18 protein-coding genes are annotated in these 19,247 nt (G+C 69.0%); 9 read left to right on the forward strand and 9 right to left on the reverse strand.

Going from position 1 to position 19,247, the window contains the following annotated elements; translation table 11 throughout:
- Nucleotides 1-102: 102 nt before the first annotated feature.
- On the forward strand, nucleotides 103-327 hold the full coding sequence (locus tag BLA15945_RS07395; RefSeq protein WP_027782734.1) for a hypothetical protein: 225 nt from the start codon (nucleotides 103-105) through the stop codon (nucleotides 325-327).
- Between the two features lie 48 nt (nucleotides 328-375).
- On the opposite strand, the gene BLA15945_RS07400 is transcribed toward BLA15945_RS07395, so the two are convergent.
- Together BLA15945_RS07400 and BLA15945_RS07405 are read right to left on the reverse strand one after the other, a co-directional pair.
- The gene (locus BLA15945_RS07400; RefSeq protein ID WP_174991923.1) at nucleotides 376-804 is read right to left on the reverse strand and encodes a hypothetical protein; all 429 of its coding nucleotides are present in this window, start codon (nucleotides 802-804) and stop codon (nucleotides 376-378) included.
- Nucleotides 805-812: 8 nt separating this feature from the next.
- Nucleotides 813-1,343, reverse strand: a complete 531-nt coding sequence (locus BLA15945_RS07405) for a DUF4946 domain-containing protein (protein ID WP_174991924.1) — start codon at nucleotides 1,341-1,343, stop codon at nucleotides 813-815.
- A 391-nt stretch (nucleotides 1,344-1,734) separates the two neighbouring features.
- On the opposite strand from BLA15945_RS07405, the gene cheB reads away from it, so the two are divergent.
- Together cheB and BLA15945_RS07415 are read left to right on the forward strand one after the other, a co-directional pair.
- Nucleotides 1,735-2,739, forward strand: coding sequence for a chemotaxis response regulator protein-glutamate methylesterase (cheB, locus tag BLA15945_RS07410; RefSeq protein ID WP_174991925.1), 1,005 nt, complete (start codon nucleotides 1,735-1,737; stop codon nucleotides 2,737-2,739).
- Nucleotides 2,740-2,806: 67 nt separating this feature from the next.
- Nucleotides 2,807-3,871, forward strand: coding sequence for a diguanylate cyclase (locus BLA15945_RS07415; protein ID WP_059237138.1), 1,065 nt, complete (start codon nucleotides 2,807-2,809; stop codon nucleotides 3,869-3,871).
- A 15-nt stretch (nucleotides 3,872-3,886) separates the two neighbouring features.
- Here the strand turns inward: BLA15945_RS07415 and BLA15945_RS07420 are convergent, their stop codons facing one another.
- Entirely contained in the window at nucleotides 3,887-6,133 is a 2,247-nt protein-coding gene (locus BLA15945_RS07420; protein ID WP_174991926.1) for a putative bifunctional diguanylate cyclase/phosphodiesterase, read from the reverse strand.
- Nucleotides 6,134-6,458: 325 nt separating this feature from the next.
- A complete protein-coding gene (locus tag BLA15945_RS07425; RefSeq protein WP_059240755.1) occupies nucleotides 6,459-7,475 on the reverse strand; it encodes a LysR substrate-binding domain-containing protein in 1,017 nt (338 codons plus the stop codon).
- A gap of 134 nt (nucleotides 7,476-7,609) precedes the next feature.
- Between BLA15945_RS07425 and BLA15945_RS07430 the strand changes: the two genes are divergently transcribed.
- Complete coding sequence (locus BLA15945_RS07430) at nucleotides 7,610-9,469, forward strand: sulfatase-like hydrolase/transferase (protein ID WP_174991927.1); 1,860 nt, start codon at nucleotides 7,610-7,612, stop codon at nucleotides 9,467-9,469.
- Nucleotides 9,470-9,518: 49 nt separating this feature from the next.
- Here the strand turns inward: BLA15945_RS07430 and BLA15945_RS07435 are convergent, their stop codons facing one another.
- Nucleotides 9,519-10,412, reverse strand: coding sequence for a LysR substrate-binding domain-containing protein (locus tag BLA15945_RS07435; protein WP_174991928.1), 894 nt, complete (start codon nucleotides 10,410-10,412; stop codon nucleotides 9,519-9,521).
- A gap of 301 nt (nucleotides 10,413-10,713) precedes the next feature.
- Here BLA15945_RS07435 and BLA15945_RS07440 point away from each other — a divergent pair, with 301 nt between their 5' ends.
- Both BLA15945_RS07440 and BLA15945_RS07445 read left to right on the forward strand, forming a co-directional pair.
- Complete coding sequence (locus tag BLA15945_RS07440; RefSeq protein ID WP_059237141.1) at nucleotides 10,714-11,352, forward strand: hydrolase; 639 nt, start codon at nucleotides 10,714-10,716, stop codon at nucleotides 11,350-11,352.
- Nucleotides 11,353-11,559: 207 nt separating this feature from the next.
- Nucleotides 11,560-12,282: a haloacid dehalogenase type II gene (locus tag BLA15945_RS07445; RefSeq protein ID WP_059237142.1), complete on the forward strand. Its 723-nt coding sequence runs from the start codon at nucleotides 11,560-11,562 to the stop codon at nucleotides 12,280-12,282.
- Here BLA15945_RS07445 and BLA15945_RS07450 read toward each other — a convergent pair.
- From BLA15945_RS07450 to BLA15945_RS07460, 3 genes are all read right to left on the reverse strand, one after another.
- Nucleotides 12,236-12,769: an SRPBCC family protein gene (locus BLA15945_RS07450; RefSeq protein WP_059237143.1), complete on the reverse strand. Its 534-nt coding sequence runs from the start codon at nucleotides 12,767-12,769 to the stop codon at nucleotides 12,236-12,238. The two genes, BLA15945_RS07445 and BLA15945_RS07450, sit on opposite strands and share 47 nt — an antisense overlap.
- Before the next feature lie 59 nt (nucleotides 12,770-12,828).
- Nucleotides 12,829-13,620, reverse strand: a complete 792-nt coding sequence (locus BLA15945_RS07455; RefSeq protein WP_174991929.1) for a uracil permease — start codon at nucleotides 13,618-13,620, stop codon at nucleotides 12,829-12,831.
- Between the two features lie 94 nt (nucleotides 13,621-13,714).
- A complete protein-coding gene (locus BLA15945_RS07460; RefSeq protein ID WP_059237145.1) occupies nucleotides 13,715-14,674 on the reverse strand; it encodes a LysR family transcriptional regulator in 960 nt (319 codons plus the stop codon).
- Nucleotides 14,675-14,831: 157 nt separating this feature from the next.
- Here BLA15945_RS07460 and BLA15945_RS07465 point away from each other — a divergent pair, with 157 nt between their 5' ends.
- The 3 genes from BLA15945_RS07465 (at nucleotide 14,832) to mmsB (ending at nucleotide 18,695) form a co-directional block, all read left to right on the forward strand.
- Entirely contained in the window at nucleotides 14,832-16,151 is a 1,320-nt protein-coding gene (locus BLA15945_RS07465; protein WP_174991930.1) for an MFS transporter, read from the forward strand.
- Nucleotides 16,152-16,263: 112 nt separating this feature from the next.
- Nucleotides 16,264-17,790 (forward strand): CoA-acylating methylmalonate-semialdehyde dehydrogenase, encoded by a 1,527-nt coding sequence (locus BLA15945_RS07470; protein ID WP_174991931.1) that lies wholly within the window; start codon nucleotides 16,264-16,266, stop codon nucleotides 17,788-17,790.
- A gap of 14 nt (nucleotides 17,791-17,804) precedes the next feature.
- On the forward strand, nucleotides 17,805-18,695 hold the full coding sequence (gene mmsB, locus BLA15945_RS07475) for a 3-hydroxyisobutyrate dehydrogenase (protein WP_174991932.1): 891 nt from the start codon (nucleotides 17,805-17,807) through the stop codon (nucleotides 18,693-18,695).
- Nucleotides 18,696-18,828: 133 nt separating this feature from the next.
- Here the strand turns inward: mmsB and BLA15945_RS07480 are convergent, their stop codons facing one another.
- Nucleotides 18,829-19,161 (reverse strand): hypothetical protein, encoded by a 333-nt coding sequence (locus BLA15945_RS07480; RefSeq protein WP_059237149.1) that lies wholly within the window; start codon nucleotides 19,159-19,161, stop codon nucleotides 18,829-18,831.
- Nucleotides 19,162-19,247 lie beyond the last annotated feature (86 nt).

Consider the following 19,247-nt stretch of genomic DNA (forward strand, 5'->3'; position numbering starts at 1 on the left):
GACACCGCGCAGCGGGGAAGCCTGCAACGGGCCGCCGCGCATGGCGGAGCCGGGGTGCGCCGACTACACTGGAAAGCATCGGCAACGGACGGGAGAGCCGCCATGATTGACGTATTCCAGACCATCGGCAGCCGCGCGTTCTCCGCTCATCTGGCGAAGGACGGGATGGTGACGCTGATGGAACAACGCCATGAAGTCGACCGCGTGACGCTCGCGACCGCCTATGCCGCGCTCGTCGAGGAGGCCGAGCAGGAAGGCGACCTGCGCGACGCGACGGTCGAAGGGATGATGCGCGCGCTGATCCAGGGCTACGCGCGCAGCCATTGACGACGCGGCCGCGCAGCCGCTGCGCGGCCCGATGCCCGGTACGGCCCGCTACGCGGCCGGCGTGCCGGCGCCCATGCCGAACCACCGGCCCTCGCGCAGTTGCCGGTAATCGGCCTGCGTGAAGATCCTCAGCAGGTTCGCCACTGCGCCGTTGCTGGCGCGGTCGCATTCCGTCATGAAAGCTTCGACCTCGTCGCGGCCGGCAAACAGGATCGTGCTGAAGTAGCGTTCGCGCTGCGCGTCGGACAGGTTCGTCGCGCTCAGCTGGTACGGATGATGAAGCGCCGCGAACAGGAAGTAGTAGCGTTCGGCATCGTCGCTCAGCACGCGCAGCGCATCGGAATCGACCGGGAAATCGCGGTGGAACGATGCATGCCCGCTCTCGATGTCGATCCTGTACAGCAACCGGCCGTCCCGCTCGATCACGATCGGCGCGTACGGGTCGCGGCTGAGCCGCAGGGTGTCGGGTGGCGTCATGGCGTCCGTCATTGCACGGTCAAATCCGCGCGCATCGCGTCGAATTCCGGCTTGTGCGCGTCGAAACCCGCGGCGGGCGCCGTATAGGACAGCCCGTACACGGTCGTCTCGCTCATCGTCGCGACGAGGATCTGCCGGATCGCCGTGCCGTCCGCACGATGCATGTCGCAGGTCGTCGCGAGCCCCGGGCGGCCGCCCAGCGGCGCCTGCCCGGCCGCCGTGCATTGCGTCGTCCAGCCGCGACTCCGGTAGCCGTCGACGATCACGTGCTGCATCGTGTCGAATTCGCGGTCGAGGCCGGCCGCACCGTGATCGGTCCGCACGATCTGCATCAACGAAATCATGGCCTCGGCCGCGCCCGTCGCGTCGCGCTTCAGCGCGACCGCATTCGAGCCGGGCAGCGTCTTGCCCGCGCGGGTCGTCAGCGCGGGGCCGGCCGCCACCTCCCAGCCCGACGGCCAGGGGACGGCGGCGGGCGTTTCCGCAACCGCCGCGGCGGACGCGATGCACAGCCACGCGGCCATTGCCCGCAAGGGCATTTGAAAACGTGATGTCTCGTTCATGTCGTTCAGTGTGGTTCGCTCGACGGGGATTCCAGGCGCACGGCGCGCCATGATCGCACGGCATGCCGGCGACGGGCCAGCGGCGACCGGCTGTCGCGAGGCGCCCGCGGCGCACCTGGCCCGCCCGAGATCCGTCGGCCGCCCGCGATATGCCGCACAGTCATAGAGGAAACGCACTGAAACCGCACAATGCGCGAATTTTTCGATTGCCGCCGCCCGCGCCGCATGACAGCATGCGGGGCGTCGCCAACCCAAAAGAATGCCGTGCCGTCCGGCCGCCGAAGCCGCCCGGCGGCGCCGAACAGGCAAGCCCTCCCATGAACCCGGCCACCCTCCAACATTACGAACCGACCGGAGAATTCCGCTTGTGAACATCGGCATCGTCAACGACCTCCCGCTTGCCGTCGAGGCGATGCGCCGCGCGATCGCGCGACGGCCCGAGCACCGTGTGCTGTGGGTCGCGACCGACGGCGCGCAGGCCGTCGAACTGTGCGCCACGCAGCCACCCGACATCGTGCTGATGGACCTGATCATGCCGAAATTCGACGGGATCGAAGCGACGCGGCGGATCATGCGCTCCGAACGACCGTGCGCAATCCTGATCGTGACGAGCTGCATCGGCGCGAACGCGTGGCGCGTGTTCGAAGCGATGGGCGCCGGTGCGCTCGACGCAGTCGATACGCCGCGGCTCGGCGACGGCGCGGCCGGCGACACGACGAAGCTGCTGCTCGCGAAGATCGACCAGATCGGCCGCCTGCTCGACGCGCCGGGCGGCGCGCGCATCGCCGGCACGGCCGCCCGCGCCGGCGGCGGCCCGCTGATCGCGATCGGCGCCTCGGCCGGCGGCCCCGGCGCGCTCGCGTCGATCCTCGGCGGCCTGCCGGCCGATTTCAATGCGCCGATCGTGATCGTGCAGCACGTCGACCGCGCCTTCGCCGAAGGCATGGCGCAATGGCTCGACGGTCAGACCCGGCTCGCCGTGCGCGTCGCACGCGAAGGCGACCGCCCGCAACCGGGCGTCGCGCTGCTCGCCGCGACCGACGATCACCTGCGCATCACGCGCGCCGGCACGCTCGAGTACACGCGCGAGCCGACCGCCACGCCGTATCGCCCGTCGGTCGACGTGTTCTTCAACAGCCTGACCGAGCACTGGCCCGGCCGCGTGATCGGCGTGCTGCTCACGGGGATGGGGCGCGACGGCGCAATCGGCCTGAAGGCGCTGCGGATGAAGGGCTACCATACGATCGCGCAGGACGAGGCGACGAGCGCCGTGTACGGGATGCCGAAGGCGGCCGCGACGCTCGGCGCGGCACGCGCGATCCTGCCGCTCGGACGCATCGCGGGCGAGCTGGCGGCGCTCACGCGGATCTGAGCCCGACGATGAACACGCGCAACACCCATGCCGGCCCCTGCTACAACCGCAACAACCCGCATCGACCATGACCATTGACCTGACTCGCCCGCCGGGCGGTCCGACCGCGCCGCACGCCGACGTGCCGGCGATGGTGCTGCTGGTCGACGACCAGACGATCGTCGCGGAAGCGATACGCCGCGCGCTCGTCGACGAGGAAGGCATCGACTTCCACTACTGCCCGCGCTCGGACGACGCGATGGCCACCGCGATCGAGACGCGGCCGACCGTGATCCTGCAGGACCTCGTGATGCCCGGCACCGACGGGCTGAGCCTCGTGAAGGCGTACCGCGCGAACCCGGCGACGCGCGACGTGCCGATCATCGTGCTGTCGACGCAGGAAGAGCCGGTAATCAAGAGCGCCGCGTTCGCGTCCGGCGCGAACGACTATCTGGTCAAGCTGCCCGACCGCATCGAGCTCGTCGCGCGCATCCGCTACCACTCGCGCTCGTACATGAACCTGCTGCAGCGCGACGAAGCCTATCGCGCGCTGCGGCAGTCTCAGCAGCAACTGCTCGAGGCCAACCTCGAACTGCGGCGCCTCACGCACTCGGACGGCCTGACCGGGCTGTCGAACCGGCGCTATCTCGACGAATACCTGGCTGCCGAATGGCGGCGCGGCACGCGCGAGCGCAGCGAGCTGTCGCTGCTGATGATCGATGTCGACAACTTCAAGCTCTACAACGACACGTACGGGCACGTGTCGGGCGACAGCGTGCTCAAGCAGATCGCCTCGACGATCGAGCGCTGCCTCGGGCAGTCGGGCGATCTCGCCGCGCGCTTCGGCGGCGAGGAATTCGCGGTCGTGATGCCGGCCACGTCGCCCGGCGCCGCGCGGCTGCTCGGCGAAAAGATCCGGCTCGCGGTCGAGGCGCTGCGGCTGCGGCACGCGCATTCGTCGACCGGCAACACGGTGACGATCAGCATCGGCGGCGCGAGCATCGTGCCCGCGCCCGGCCTGCCGACGACCGTGCTGATCGAGGCGGCCGACCGCGCGCTCTATCGCGCGAAGCACGAAGGCAAAAACCGCGTCGAGATCGATGCGACACCGACGCCGCCCGGCGGCGGGTTCGGCGCGCCGCGCGGCGAATGACCGTGCGCGCCGCGCTTACGCGGCGCCGAGCCGGCGCGCGTAGTCGTTCGGGTCCAGCGGGCGGCTGAACAGGTAGCCCTGCTGCATGTCGCAGCCGATCTGCTGCAGGAACCACGACTGCGCCTGCGTCTCGACGCCCTCTGCCGTGACCTTCATCCCGAGCGAATGCGCCATCGCGACAACCGCCTGCGTGATCGCGACCGAGTCGTGATGATCGGGCACGCCCGACACGAACGAGCGGTCGACTTTCAGGTTGTGCAGCGGAAAGCGCTTCAGGTACGCGAGCGACGAATAGCCGGTGCCGAAATCGTCGACCGAGATCCGCACGTTCATGTCCGTGAGCGCTTCGAGCATCGGCAGCACGGTGTCCGTGTCGTTCATCAGCAGTCCTTCGGTGATCTCGAGTTCGAGCGCGGAAGGATCGAGCCGCGTTTGCGCGAGACAGCGATCGACCGATTCGACGAGCCCTTCGTGGAACTGCCGAGGCGACAGGTTGACGGCCAGCATCAGGTCGGGCGCAATCGTGCGGCGCCATTCGGCCGCCTGCCTGCAGGCCGTTTCGAGCACCCACTGGCCGATCGCGACGATCAGCCCGGTATCTTCCGCCACCGGGATGAATTCCGCCGGCGACATCGGCCCGAGCTCGGGGCTGTTCCAGCGCAGCAACGCTTCGGCGCCGACCGTGCGCCCGCTGCGCGCATCGACGACGGGCTGGTAGGCGAGCCGCAGCATGTCCGACGCGAGCGCGCGCCGCAGCGACTGCTCGACCGCGAAGCGGCGCTGCAGCCGCAGGTTGAGCTGCGCGGTGAAGAACGTGAAATGGTTGCGGCCGCGCTGCTTCGCGTCGTACATCGCCGAATCGGCGTTGCGCATCAGCGTGACCGCATCGTCGCCGTCGCGCGGCGCGACGCTGATCCCGATCGATACGCCGAGCCAGTACTCGTTGTTCGCGATCGCGAACGGTTTCGCGATCGCGTCGATCACCTCGCGCGCGAGCACCGCGAGGCGGTCGGGATCGTCGCAGTCGTCGACGAGAATCACGAACTCGTCGCCGCCGACGCGCGTGAGCGCATACCGGCTGCCCGCGCAGGCCGCGAGCCGCGCCGCGACACTGCGCAGCAGCGCGTCGCCCGCGTCGTGGCCGGCCGTGTCGTTGACCTTCTTGAAGCCGACGAGATCGATGAACAGGATCGCGACGCGTGCCGGCCGGCCCGCATCGTGCCCGCCGAACAGCTCGCGCATGCGATCGGCGAGCCAGCGGCGGTTGTAGAGGCCCGTCAGCGCATCGCGCGTCGCCAGGTAGCGCAGCTGCTGCTGCGCTTCGCGCACGGGGCCGATATCGTTGAACGACACGAGCACGGAGTCGGCCTGCGTCTCGCCCGGCCTCACGATCGGCACCGCGTTGCCGCGCACCCAGATGATGTCGCCGTCCGCCAGGCCGAAACCGACCGTGTAGTCGAGCATCGGCCTGGCCGTCTCGAGCGCGAGCCGGCTCGGCCACGCATCGGGCGCGATCGGCGTGCCGTCCTCGCGCAGCTTGCGCAGGATCACCGTCGACAGCCGGCGGCCGACGAGGTCGCCCTTCACGCGCATCATCCGGTTCGCGCTCGGGTTGCTGGCGACCACGACGCCGTCGCGCGATACGACGAGAATCCCTTCGTTCAGGCTGTTGACGACAAGCCGGTGATGTTCCTCGCTGCGCGCCAGCTGCCGCGCGATCCGGTCCTGGTGCACCGCGAGCCCGACGCTGTTGCCGATGTCGCGCAACAGTTCGGTTTCCTCGTCGCTCGGCCGGCGCGGCCGGCGGTGATAGACGGCGAACGCGCCGAGCACGGCGCCCGAGTCGTCGAGAAACGGCACCGACCAGCATGCGCGCAGGCCCAGCGGCGATGCGATGGCACGGTAGTCGGCCCACAGCGGATCGGTTTCGATATCTTCGACGGCGACCATCCGGCGCTCGTACATCGCCGTGCCGCATGAGCCGGCCGCAGGCCCGATCGGCGCACCGTCGATCGCGGCGCTGTATTGCGCAGGCAACGACGGCGCCGCACCGACGCGCACGTGCACGCCGTCCGTATCGAGCAGCAGGATCGTGCACGATGCGCCGTCGCCGAGCAAAGCCTCGGCACGCCGGCAAACTTCGATCAGCAGTTCCGGCAGCGGGGTGTTGCGCGTGATCAGTCGCAGCACGCTTTGTTCGGACGCGAGCACTTCCGCCGCGAGCCCGAGGCTGTAACGAGAACTTTGCGGTTCGGTATTCAAGATGAATCCTGCCGTCTGTCCGACCGGGTCTGATGCGCCCGATTCGTTATCGATCTTCCGTGCCCTGTTTCGCCCCGGGTTTACGCCGATGCCCGGTGCGCCCCGTTTGCGCGCCGAGCCAAGGCGCGCCGAAATATATTTAACACCAATCCGTGACAACCGGCGTGTCCGCGCACATCAGGGCTTACGCTCGGTTGCCGCTCCCCCGCCCGCGGCGGTCAGCTCGCCGAAAGGCTTGCGCGCCGCGCGACGGCCTCGGGCGCCCCGGCGCGCCGGCTCCGAAACCGGTTCGTCAGATTGTGACGGCGCGCGGCTCCGTTCCCGGTCAATCGCCGGCGCCGGGAGGCGTGCGCGTCACGGCCTTCAGCGCATCGATCGCGGCGGCGACCGACACGCTCGCGGGCGCCGCATACAGCGCGCCGACCGTATCGGGCATCGTCGACAGTTTCAGCGGCAGCCGGCCGACGCGCTCGCCGGCTCGCGTCGCCAGATCGAATGCGCGGGCCGACTGCACGAACAGGCACGGCGACTGTTCGGCGACCGCGCGGTTGGTCTGCCACGACACCGATTCCATCAGCACGGACGGCGGCGCCAGGCCCGCCTTCGCGAACTCGGCGTCGAGCGCCGTGCGCGCGGGCGACCCCAGCGGCGGCGCGATCCACGGAAACGCGGCCGCGTCGCGCCAGCCGATCCGCGCGCGCCCGAGCAGCGGATGGCGCGGGCCGCAGACGACGATCATGTCGTCGCGGTACAGCGGCGCGACGTCGAGCCCCGCGCGTAGCGCCGACGCGTCGAGCCGGCACACGAGCAGGTCGAGCTCGCGGCGCTGCGCCTGCGCGAGCATCCGGTCGAGCGTGTCTTCCCGCACGTTGAGCTGCACCGGGCGGCCGGCTTCCCGCAACCAGGCGAGCGCGCCCGGAATCAGCTGCGGCGCCATGTTCGGCAGCAGGCCGATCGACACCGGGCGGCCGGCGCCCGTGCGCAGCGCGTCGAACGCCGGCGCGACGCCTCGCATGTCGGTCAGCACGCGGCCGATGCATTCGAGCAGCGCATCGCCGTACGCCGTCGGCGCGACACGCCGCGACGTGCGCTCGAACAGCGGCAGGCCGAGCGATTCCTCGAGCTCGCGCAGCCATTTCGACAGCGCCGGCTGCGTGATCGACGCCGCCTCGGCCGTGCGCGCGAAGCTGCGCGTGCGCCCGAGCGTGTCGAGCGTTTCCATGTCACGCACGCGCAGCCGGCGCAGCGCCTGCGCGATGCGCTGCTCGTGGGCCGGTGCGCCGGGCGGCGCGAGCGGTTCCGGGCGCGTACGGCCGGCCGGGGCGCGGGGGTCGAAGGTCACGGGCGTCTCCGTCATTCATGTTCGGCAGGTTATCGATCGATCCCGATCTTTCATCGATCGATACGCGATCCTGCCGCATAGTCGTCGGCATGAAAACCCCCGGCACGAGCCGGCACGACCAGGAGACAACCGACGTGAAAGACGATCAGGACACCCCCGCCCCCGAGCCCACCGCGCGGCGTCAGTTCCTCAAGCTGGCCGGCGCGGCGGTCGCGTCGGCCGGTTTCGGCGCCGACGCGCTGGCCGCGACGCCGCCGCCCGGCGCACCGGCCGCCGGCGTCGCGAACGTCGCCGGCGTCGATCCGGCGCCCGCGTTCCAGGGCGCGGCAACCGCACCCGCCACACCGCCCGCCGGCTACAACATCCTGTTCATCCTCACCGACCAGGAACGCCACTTCGACCGCTGGCCGTTTCCGGTACCGGGCCGCGAAGCGCTGCGCCGCGACGGCATCACGTTCATGCATCACCAGATCGCCGCCTGCGTGTGCTCGCCGTCGCGCTCGACGGTCTATACCGGGCAGCACATCCAGCACACCGGCGTGCTCGACAACGCGGGCGTGCCCTGGCAGAAGGACATGTCGCCGGACGTGCGCACCGTCGGCCACATGCTGCGCGATGCGGGCTACTACGCCGCGTATCTCGGCAAGTGGCACCTGAGCGCTTCGATGCACGAAACCGCGAGCCCGTACACGGCGCCGGTGGCCGACTACAACCGTACGATCCGCGCGTATGGCTTCGACGACTATTTCGGCGTGGGCGACCTGATCGGCATGGTGCGCGGCGGCTACCAGTACGACGGGATCACGGCCGAAGCCGCGGTGAGCTGGATGCGCAACCATGCGCCGCGCCTCGCGAAGGAAGGCAAGCCGTGGTTCCTCGCGGTGAATCTCGTGAATCCGCACGACGCGATGTTCGTGAACACCGACACGAACGGCTCGACGGTGCAGGATGCGAACCATCCGATGCTCGGCAACGCGCCGCCGCCGAACGACGCGCTGTACCGCACGTCATGGCGCGACGTGCCGCTCGCGCCATCGCGACGGCAGCCGTATGACGAGCCGGGGCGGCCACCCGCGCACGGGATGTTCAACGCCGCGCATGCGAACCTCGTCGGGCGTTACCCGTTTACCGACGAACGCTTGCGCATCTATCAGGACAACTACTTCAACTGCGTCCGCGATTGCGACACGCACGTCGTGCGCCTGCTGCAGTCGCTGCAGTCGCTGGGGCTCGACGAACGCACGATCGTCGTGATGACGGCCGATCACGGCGATCACATCGGTGCGCACCAGCTCGTCGGCAAGGGCGCGACCGCGTACCAGCCGCAGAACCACGTACCGCTCGTGATCCGCCATCCCGCGTATCCGGGCGGCATGCAGTGCGATGCGCTGACGTCGCACATCGACATCGCGCCGACGCTGCTCGGGCTCACCGGCCTCGACGACGCACGGCTCGCGACGATCCGCGGCAGCGCGCTGAAGGGGCACGACCTCACGCGCTGGCTCGCGAAGCCGGCCGACGCGAAACGGCATGCGGCGCGCGACGCCACGCTGTTCAACTACGCGATGCTGCTGTACTACGACAGCGAATGGATGCTGAAGGAACTGAGTACGCTGCGGCAGAAAGGCGTGCCGGAGGACGAGCTGCTGCGCCGCGCGCTGGCGCAACAGCCGGATTTCCGGTTGCGCGGCACGATCCGCAGCGTGTTCGACGGCCGCTACCGCTTCACGCGCTATTTCTCGCCGCTCGAATTCAACCGGCCGACGACGCTCGAAGCGCTGTTCGCGCGCAACGATGTCGAGCTGTTCGACGTCGCGAGCGACCCGGGCGAGATGCGCAATCTCGCAACCGACCGCCAGCGGCACGGCGAGCTGCTGCTCGCGATGAACGGCCGCCTGAACGACCTGATCGCGAGCGAAGTCGGCGACGACAGCCCCGACGTGATGCCGATCCGCGACGGCAAGGTGCAGGTGCAGATCCGCAAGCGGCACTGACGGCCTGAACGCAGCCGGCCAGGGCGCGCGGAACACCGCGCGCCGCCCGTCAATCCTTCCGGATGTGTTCGGCCAGGAAGTCGATCAGCAGGCGCACGCGCGGCAGCAACCCGCGCCGCGACGGAAACACCGCGTGCACCACGCCGCCCTTCGGCGCCCAGCCCGGCAGCACGTCGACCAGCGTGCCGTTGCGCAGGTCGTCCTCGACGACCATGCACGGCAGCTGCACGATGCCGACGCCGTGAATCGCCGCGTCGCGCAGCGCGTGCATGTCGTCGGTCACGAAACGCGGGTGATGGCGCAGTTGCGCGTGCGCGCCGTTCGGCCCGACCAGGTGCCACACGTGATGCCGCGTCGGCCCCCAGTCGAGGCTCGGCGCGCCGATCAGCTCGGCCGGGTCGGACGGCACCGCGCGCCCGGCCAGCCAGTGCGGCGCGGCGACCAGCCGCTGCGGGCTGTCGGCGAGCACGCGCATCACGAGATCGCTGTCCTCGAGCGGCGGGAAACGCACGCGCAACGCGAGATCGAATCCTTCGCTCAGCAGGTCGACGCGGCGGTTCGTCGCCTCGAGATGCACGTGTACCTGCGGATGAATCGCCATGAAGCGCGCGACCAGCTCGCTCACGCGGTATTCGAGCAACGCGGTCGGGCAGCTGACGCGGACGATGCCGCGCGGCTCCGCGTGCCGCCGCTCGATCACCTCGCGTGCGGCGTCGGCCTCGACCAGCACGGCGAGACAGCGCTCATAGAATTCGCGCCCGGTTTCCGTGACCGTGAAATGACGCGTCGTGCGCTGCAGCAGCCGCACGTCGTACTGCGCTTCCAGCGCCGCGATGCGCCGGCTCAGCGTCGATTTCGGCACGTCCAGCGCGCGCCCGGCCTGCGTGAACCCGCCGTGCTCGACCACCTTCACGAAATAGTAGAGGTCGTTCAGGTCATCCATGATTGTTCCACCCATAGAACACTGACGGCATTTTAAGGGACTGGAACGCCGGTTGTTGCACGAATAGCATCCTGATTCGACGTGGATCGATGTCGTCGCGGCGGCCGGGATTTTTTCAGCGGGCGCCCTCGCCGGCCCGATCGATTCACTACGCTTGAAGCACTCGCCCGCCGCGTAACCGGCGCCGGACGTTTGCGACGGCGCGATCGCGCAGCCGCGGCGAGTGTCCCGACACCGCGGCCGCGCCACTCTGGCCCCACGGGATTCCACTTCACTTCCTGCACTGTCTCTGGAGGCAACCATGGCAAGCGAACCGGTTCGCGACCCCGCGAACGACCACCTGCTCACCCCGCAGAACGCGGCGTTCATCGTCATCGATTACCAGCCGGTCCAGGTGAACTCCATCGCGTCGATGGATCGCCAACTGCTGATCAACAACATCGTCGGCGCGTCGAAGGCGGCCGTCGCGTACGGCCTGCCGATCGTCCATTCGACCGTCAACGTGAAGACGGGCCTGAACAAGCCGCCGATCCCGCAGCTGCGCGCGGCGCTCGAAGGCTATCCGACCTACGACCGCACGAGCATCAACTCGTGGGAAGACGTCGAATTCCGCCGGGCCGTCGAGGCGACCGGCCGCAAGAAACTGATCATGACCGCGCTGTGGACCGAGGCATGCCTGACGTTCCCGGCGCTCGACGCGCTGAAGGCCGGCTACGAGGTCTACGTGGTGGTCGATGCGGTCGGCGGCACGTCGGTCGCCGCGCACGAAGCCGCGCTGCGCCGCATCGAGCAGGCCGGCGGCCAGATGATCAGCGTCGCGCAGCTGTTCTGCGAGCTGCAGCGCGACTGGGCACGCAGCGCCACCGTGCCGGCGTTCATCAACCTGTTCATCGAAACCGGCGGAACGGCCGGCATCCAGTTCTCGTACGACAAGAGCTGACCAGCCGGGCGCGCGCGACCGCCGGTGTTTGCCGGCCGGCGGCGCGCGCCCGTGCCCGTGCCCGCGCCCGCGCCCTGCTCGTCAGCGCCGCCGCGGCCGCCCGGGCCGCGTTTTCGTATCCGTGATTCAATGTCGATGAAACCGGCGCCGCGCAGTCCGGCGGCACGGCGATATGCCCCCTCATCGAACGACCTTCACTGGATCACCATGACGAACCCTGCCGAAATCAAGGCGCTCGTTTTCGATGTCTTCGGAACGATCGTCGACTGGAGAAGCGGTGTCGCACGCGGCGCCGCCGCGTTCCTGGACCGCCACGCGCCGGCGCTCGACCCGTTCGCGTTCGCCGACGCGTGGCGCGCCGAATATTCGCCGTCGATGGAGGAAATCCGCAGCGGGCGCCGCCGCTACGTGCGGCTCGACGTGCTGCATCGCGAGAACCTCGTGCGCACGCTCGACCGCTTCGGGATCGCGGAGGTACCCGACGCCGAGATCGACGCGCTCACGGCCGCATGGCACCGGCTCGACCCGTGGCCCGATTCCGTCGCCGGGCTGCACCGGCTGAAGCAGCGCTACATCATCGCGCCGCTGTCGAACGGCAATATCCGGCTGATGGTCGACGTCGCGAAACACGGCGGGCTGCCGTGGGACGCGATTCTCGGCGCCGAGGTCGCCCGCGCATACAAGCCGTCGCCGAAGGTCTATACCGAAGCGGTCGAGATTCTCGGCATCGCGCCCGCCGAGCTGTGCCTGGTCGCCGCGCACAACGGGGACCTCGCCGCCGCGCGGCAACTCGGGCTGTCGACCGCGTTCGTGCTGCGGCCGACCGAGCACGGGCCCGCCCAGACCACCGATCTGAAAGCCGACGACGCGTGGGATTTCGACGTCAGGAACCTGAACGAACTCGCGGACCGGCTCGGCTGCCCGGGTTGAATGCCGGCTGCGCGGCCTGCCCCTTCGCCGCGAGCGCGAGGCGCCGCCAGTTGCGCGCCGCATACCGGTGGGCCTGCCGCAACGCGATCCACAGGCCGATCTGCCGCACCGGCCTGAAGAAGCCGCGCGCGCTGAACACGGTGCGCCGCTCGACCCGCGTGGTGCCGTCGCCAACGGGCGTCAGCGTGAATTCGTCCTCGAGCAGCCCGACCCAGTCGCGGCACCAGACCGTCGACGCCACCATCCGGTAACGCAGCCGGCGATTCTCGTCGAGCACGAGAATCCGCTGGTCGATCGTGCCGCGATCGGTCGTGCACTGGCGTGTGTTGCCGACGGCCGGCGTGCCTTCGAGCACGCGGCAGCTGACCGGCTTCGGCACGCCGAGGCGGAACAGCAGCGGCCGCGTGTCGTCCATTCGCGCCTGCAGGAAATGCGGCCACACATGTTCGGGCCGGCAATCGAACGTCCATTGCGAATGAATTTCCACGACACACTCCTCACGGCTGCCGGTGCGCACATGATGGCACAACCGTCCCGACGCCACCGTTACTTCACGACCGCTCGCCATGCGCCGCGCGCATAGACGAGCAGCAACGGCAGCAGCGCCAGCGCGAACAGCAGGCTCAGCGCGAGGACCCACACCGGCCACGCCTCGGGATTCCCCCGCGCCCAGTAGCGGTAAGGCACGCTCAGGAATCCGATTTCCATCAGCAGTACAGCGAGCGGCACGAACCCGTTCAGCACGGCCGCCATGCCGAAGCGGGCCGCGCCGTCGATCTTCCACCCGGCCCCGTAAGCCGCGATCAGGTAAATGAAATAGCCGAGCATCGCGACCATCACCGCGCCGCCGGCCAGCAGGCCGACACTGCGCACGCTGCGTTCGTGCAGTTGACTGGCGCCGGGCGGCAACACCACGTCGATCTTCTCGCCGATTTCCGGCACGCCGCCCGAGCGAATGTTGCCCGGCAGCACGATCCGCTCGCCATCCGGCATCACGGCTTCCAGGATCGACGTGTACTTGATGCACCGGTAGCGCTCGGTCCGCCCGCTGCTGTCGCGACGCTCGCAGGTGTCCCACTCGGACTGGTAGGAGACGACGGTCGCCTCGTATTTCGGCGACACCGCCAATGCGTAGAGTTCGTCGCCAATCCAGTACGCGAACGGGAAACACAGCGACACCAGGCAAAAGCACACGAGCCACCAGAACGCGACCGCGCCGCCTGCCCCGCCCTTGCCGCCGGTTTGCCGGCGCACCATGCGCGACGCGAGCCAGTAAGCGGCCACCCCGAATACGACCGCACCGACCACGAACACCTTGCCCGCATGCGTCAAAGCCATCTGCCTTTCCCCCGATAGCCGGTCGAATCGCCGCCGGCCGTTTTCTCATCCAAGGTGAAACGTGTCGCCGCCGTCGCGACCGGCACGCCGCCTGCTATGCCGGCTCGCCGACAAACTTCATCGCGCCCGATTCGCCCGACAGCAGCGCACGGTTCGCGTCCGCCGCCGCGCGCAGGTAATCCCACAGCGCGGTCACGCGCCGCAGCTTGCGCAGATCCTCGCGGCACGTCAGCCAGAAGCACCGCGTGACGACCACGTCGTCCGGCAGCACCGGCACCAGCGCCGGCTGCGTGGCCGCCATGAAACACGGCAGGATCGCGAGCCCGCCGCCCTGCAGTGCCGCGAAATACTGCGCGATCACGCTCGTCGTGCGCAACCCGGCCGTCGCGCCCGGCACCGCGCGGTCCAGGTACAGCAGTTCGTTGCTGAACGCGAGATCGTCGACATAGCTGATGAACGCATGCTGCGCGAGATCGTCCGTGCACGTGATCGGTGCGTGGTTCGCGAGATAGTCGCGCGTCGCGTAGAGCCGCAACTGGTAATCGCACAACTTCGTGACCACGTAGGGCCCGCGCTCGGGCCGCTCGAGCGTGATCGCAAGATCGGCCTCGCGCTTCGGCAGGTTGACGAAATGCGGGACCGGCAGCAGGTCGACCGTCACGTGCGGATGCTCGGCGCGAAACTGCGCGAGCTGCGGCGCGAGGAAAAAGCAGCCGAACCCTTCCGTCGACCCGATCCGCACGTGGCCCGACAGCGCCTCGCCCGTATTCGCGACCTGGTCGCAGGCGGACTGCACGGTCGTCTCCATCGCGTCCGCGTAGGCCACGAGCCGCTGCCCTTCGGCCGTCAGCGTGAAACCGCCGGAGCGCGACTTGTCGAACAGCAGCGTGCCCATCGCGGCCTCGAGCGCGCGGATGCGCCGCGCGACGGTCGTGTAGTCGACGCCGAGCCGCTTCGCGGCGCCGCTCGCGCGCTGCGTGCGCGCGACTTCGAGGAAGAAACGCAGGTCGTCCCAGTTCAGGTTGCCGGAAACCGGCTCGGTGGCATGTCGCATCGGCGAGGAAAAAAGGGCGGGAGTCTCCGGGCCGGCCGTCGATATGCATAAATGCACATCCAACCGGTTTCTTTATCGGTACATGATGAATCTGCGCATAACTATACTCGACCGTGACCTGCGGACCACGAGCCGCGGCACCCACCACGGAGACACCATGCAGACCCGATCCACCCTCGATGAGCATGCGACAGTCGCGGCGCCGGCACCTGCCCGCACCGCGAAGCACTACCTGCTGGCCGGCTGGGCCAGCATGGCCGGCACGACGATCGAGTGGTACGACTTCTTCCTCTACGGCACGGCCGCCGCGCTCGTGTTCAACCGCATCTTCTTTCCGTCGCTGGACCCTGTCGTCGGCACGCTCGCCGCGTTCGGCACGTTCGCGGTCGGCTTCATCGGACGGCCGATGGGCGGCATCGTGTTCGGCCACTTCGGCGACCGGATCGGCCGCAAGTCGATGCTGATGATCACGCTGCTGCTGATGGGCGTGCCGAGCATGATCATCGGGCTGATCCCGTCGTACGACAGCATCGGCTACTGGGCCGCCGCGCTGCTGATCGCGATGCGCTTCCTGCAGGGGATGGCCGTCGGCGGCGAATGGGGCGGCGCGGTGCTGATGGCCGTCGAGCACGCGCCGAAGGGCCGCAAGGGGCTGTTCGGCAGCCTGCCGCAAACGGGCGTCGGGCTCGGCCTGATCCTGTCGTCGGTCGCGATGGCCGCGGTCGCCGCGCTGCCGGAAGCCGACATGCTGTCGTGGGGCTGGCGCGTGCCGTTCCTCGCGAGCATCGCGCTCGTCGGCCTCGGCTGGTTCATCCGCGCGAAGGTGCCCGAATCGCCCGACTTCGAGAAGATGCAGCGTCAGGGCAAGGCCGAGAAGTCGCCGGTGACGGCCGCGCTGCGCCGCCATCCGCGCGAAGTGCTGACGATCGTCGGCGCGCGCGCCGCCGAGAACACCTGGTTCTACATGGTCGTCACGTTCGCGCTCGCTTACGCGACGCAGCAACTGCACCTGCCGAAAGCCGAGATGCTGCATGCGATCACGGCCGGCGCCGCGCTGTCGCTCGTGACGATGCCGCTGTGCGGCCACCTGAGCGACCGCATCGGCCAGCGCCGGATGTTCGCGATCGGCCTCGTGCTGATGTGCGCGTTCGCCGCGCCGTTCTTCATGATGCTCGGCACGCAGCAGACGTCGTACGCATGGTGGGCGATCGTGCTCGGCCTCGGCGTCGTGTTCCCGATTCTCTATGCGCCGGAATCGCTGCTGTTCGCGCAGCAGTTCCCGGCGGAAATCCGCTACAGCGGCATCTCGCTGTCGGTGCAGCTGGCCGGCGTGATCGGCGGCGGCTTCGCGCCGATGATCGCGACGTCGCTGCTCAAGGCCGGCGGCGGCCAGCCGCACTACGTGATCGCGTACCTCGTCGGCTTCGGCGTGTTCGCGCTCGTGTGCACCGCATTGATGCGTCCGGCGCGCGCGTGAGTTCGCCGGCCGCATCCGATCGATTTCAGTTCAGCCTGCTGCCCGCCGTGCGTGACTGCGCGGCGCAAGCAGACGCCCTTTTTCATCGCCACACCGTTTTCCGGAGAGTTCCATGAACGCCGCAGTTCCCCAGACCACCCTCGCCCTGCCCACCGCCAAGCTGCTGATCGACGGCGCGTTCGTCGAATCGCAAAGCGCCGAATGGGGCGACATCGTCAATCCCGCGACGCAGGAAGTGATCGGCCGCGTGCCGTATGCGACGCTCGACGAGGTCGACGCCGCGATCGCGTCCGCGCAGCGCGCGTTCCAGACGTGGAAGACGACGCCGATCGGTGCGCGGCTGCGCATCATGCTGAAGTTCCAGGATCTCGTGCGCCGCAATCTCGAGCGGATCGCGCACACGCTGACGGCCGAGCAAGGCAAGACGCTGCCCGATGCACAGGGCGACATCTTCCGCGGCCTCGAAGTGGTCGAGCACGCATGCTCGATCGGCACGCTGCAGCAAGGCGAATTCGCGGAGAACGTCGCGGGCGGCGTCGATACCTACACGCTGCGCCAGCCGATCGGCGTGTGTGCGGGCATCACGCCGTTCAACTTCCCCGGGATGATTCCGCTGTGGATGTTCCCGATGGCGATCGTCTGCGGCAACACGTTCGTGCTGAAGCCGTCGGAGCAGGACCCGCTGTCGACGATGCAGCTCGTCGAGCTCGCGATCGAGGCCGGCGTGCCGCAAGGCGTACTGAACGTCGTGCATGGCGGCAAGACGGTGGTCGACCGCCTGTGCACGCACCCGGACATCAAGGCGATCTCGTTCGTCGGCTCGACGCGCGTCGGCACGCACGTGTACAACCTCGGCAGCCAGCACGGCAAGCGCGTGCAGTCGATGATGGGCGCGAAGAACCATGCGGTGGTGCTGCCCGATGCGCACCGCGAGCAGTCGATCAACGCGCTCGTCGGCGCGGGCTTCGGCGCGGCCGGCCAGCGCTGCATGGCGACGTCGGTCGTCGTGCTGGTCGGCAAGGCGCGCGACTGGTTGCCCGAGCTGGTCGAAAAGGCGAAGGCGCTGAAGATCAATGCAGGCCATGAGCCCGGCACCGATGTCGGCCCGGTCGTGTCGAAGGCCGCGCATGCGCGCATCACCGCGCTGATCGACGAAGGCGTGAAGGCCGGCGCGAAACTCGAACTCGACGGCCGCGACGTGAAGGTGCCCGGCTACGAGCAGGGCAACTTCGTCGGCCCGACGATCTTCTCGGGCGTGACGACCGACATGTCGATCTATACGGAAGAAATCTTCGGGCCGGTGGTGGTCGTGCTCGAAGCCGACACGCTCGACGAAGCGATCGCGCTCGTCAACCGCAACCCGATGGGCAACGGCGTGGGCCTGTTCACGCAAAGCGGCGCGGCCGCACGCAAGTTCCAGAGCGAGATCGACATCGGCCAGGTCGGCATCAACATCCCGATTCCGGTGCCGGTGCCCTACTTCAGCTTCACCGGTTCGCGCGGCTCGAAGCTCGGCGATCTCGGCCCGTACGGCAAGCAGGTCGTGCAGTTCTACACGCAGACCAAGACGGTCACCGCCCGCTGGTTCGACGACGACGCGACGGCCGGCGGCGTGAACACGACGATCGCGCTGCGCTGACCGGGAGCCCGCACATGGAAATCGCATTCATCGGACTCGGCAACATGGGCGGCCCCATGGCCGCCAACCTGCTCAAGGCCGGCCACGCGCTGACGGTGTTCGACCTCGACGCGCACGCGGTCGACGCCGCGGTGCGCGCGGGCGCGACGGCGGCCGGCTCGCCGCGCGAAGCGGCGGCACGCGGCGCAGTCGTCATCACGATGCTGCCGGCCGCGCAGCATGTGCGCGCGGTCTACCTCGGCGACGACGGCGTGCTGGCCGGCGCGCGCGCCGGCGCCACGCTGATCGACTGCAGCACGATCGATCCCGGCACCGTGCGCGCGGTGGCCGAAGCCGCGGCACAACGCGGCTTCCCGCTCGCCGACGCGCCCGTGTCGGGCGGCACCGGCGGCGCGCAGGCCGGCACGCTGACCTTCATGGTCGGCGCGGACGCCGCGCTGTTCGAGCGCATCCGCCCCGTGCTGCTCGACATGGGCAAAAACGTCGTGCATTGCGGCGGCACCGGCACCGGGCAAATCGCGAAGATCTGCAACAACCTGCTGCTCGGGATCTCGATGATGGGCGTGTCTGAATCGATGGCGCTCGGCGCGGCGCTCGGCATCGATCCGGCCGTGCTGGCCGGCATCATCAACACGTCGACCGGCCGCTGCTGGAGCTCGGACACGTACAACCCGTATCCGGGCGTCAGCGACACGGCGCCGGCCGCGCGCGGCTATGCGGGCGGCTTCGCGGCGAACCTGATGCTGAAGGATCTCGGGCTCGCGACCGAAGCCGCACGAAGCGCGCATCAGCCGGTGTGGATGGGCGCGCTCGCGCAGCAGCTCTATCAGTCGATGAGCCAGCAGGGGCTCGGCACGCTCGACTTCTCCGCGTGCGTGAAGCTGTACGAGGCGCAGCCGGCCTGATCCGAACGGCCGACGCCGGACGTACGCCGGCCCGCGATGTGCGTCAACGCCATCGCGGGCCGGTTTGCATGCGGGGGAAGGAAAACGCGGGGGCCGAATCGGGCACGGGCGGCACCGTCACGCCGCCGGTCGTTCAACCGCGCGGGTTCGATGCCGTCTCGAAGGTCGGATGGCACTCGAACGCGAGTTCGGAGCGCGCGTCGACGCTGGCGCGGCCGGACAGCGACTCCTGCTTCATGCTCGCGCGCATCCCGCGCTGCGTGCAGTAGTTGGCGGCTTCGCTGAGGGCCTTTTCATGGGCGTCGGCCCACGACGTCGACATGCCGACCGTGCGGGTCTTCACGGTGAAAACGTTCGGGTTCGACGTCGCGGCCACGTCGGAAGCGGTCGAACACGCGGCGAGCAAGCATGCAGCAGCCGCAATGGTCAACCATCGCAGGGTTCGAAAAGAGACTGGAATGGACATGGTGGGGGGCAGGCGCACGCCGTTGGACGTGCATTGAGCAACATAGGCGTCAGTATGCCTGCTCGATCGCCGGAGATCATGCCCCT

Source organism: Burkholderia arboris, assembly GCF_902499125.1.
Classification (GTDB): domain Bacteria; phylum Pseudomonadota; class Gammaproteobacteria; order Burkholderiales; family Burkholderiaceae; genus Burkholderia; species Burkholderia arboris.

What these genes read in the sequence shown, in the direction of transcription:
- BLA15945_RS07395 (WP_027782734.1), top strand. Translation starts at nt 103, where the DNA reads ATGATTGACGTATTCCAGACCATCGGCAGCCGCGCGTTCTCCGCTCAT.
- BLA15945_RS07400 (WP_174991923.1), bottom strand. Translation starts at nt 804, where the DNA reads ATGACGCCACCCGACACCCTGCGGCTCAGCCGCGACCCGTACGCGCCG.
- BLA15945_RS07405 (WP_174991924.1), bottom strand. Translation starts at nt 1,343, where the DNA reads ATGCCCTTGCGGGCAATGGCCGCGTGGCTGTGCATCGCGTCCGCCGCG.
- BLA15945_RS07415 (WP_059237138.1), top strand. Translation starts at nt 2,807, where the DNA reads ATGACCATTGACCTGACTCGCCCGCCGGGCGGTCCGACCGCGCCGCAC.
- BLA15945_RS07435 (WP_174991928.1), bottom strand. Translation starts at nt 10,412, where the DNA reads ATGGATGACCTGAACGACCTCTACTATTTCGTGAAGGTGGTCGAGCAC.
- BLA15945_RS07440 (WP_059237141.1), top strand. Translation starts at nt 10,714, where the DNA reads ATGGCAAGCGAACCGGTTCGCGACCCCGCGAACGACCACCTGCTCACC.
- BLA15945_RS07445 (WP_059237142.1), top strand. Translation starts at nt 11,560, where the DNA reads ATGACGAACCCTGCCGAAATCAAGGCGCTCGTTTTCGATGTCTTCGGA.
- BLA15945_RS07455 (WP_174991929.1), bottom strand. Translation starts at nt 13,620, where the DNA reads ATGGCTTTGACGCATGCGGGCAAGGTGTTCGTGGTCGGTGCGGTCGTA.
- BLA15945_RS07460 (WP_059237145.1), bottom strand. Translation starts at nt 14,674, where the DNA reads ATGCGACATGCCACCGAGCCGGTTTCCGGCAACCTGAACTGGGACGAC.
- BLA15945_RS07465 (WP_174991930.1), top strand. Translation starts at nt 14,832, where the DNA reads ATGCAGACCCGATCCACCCTCGATGAGCATGCGACAGTCGCGGCGCCG.
- BLA15945_RS07470 (WP_174991931.1), top strand. Translation starts at nt 16,264, where the DNA reads ATGAACGCCGCAGTTCCCCAGACCACCCTCGCCCTGCCCACCGCCAAG.
- mmsB (WP_174991932.1), top strand. Translation starts at nt 17,805, where the DNA reads ATGGAAATCGCATTCATCGGACTCGGCAACATGGGCGGCCCCATGGCC.
- BLA15945_RS07480 (WP_059237149.1), bottom strand. Translation starts at nt 19,161, where the DNA reads ATGTCCATTCCAGTCTCTTTTCGAACCCTGCGATGGTTGACCATTGCG.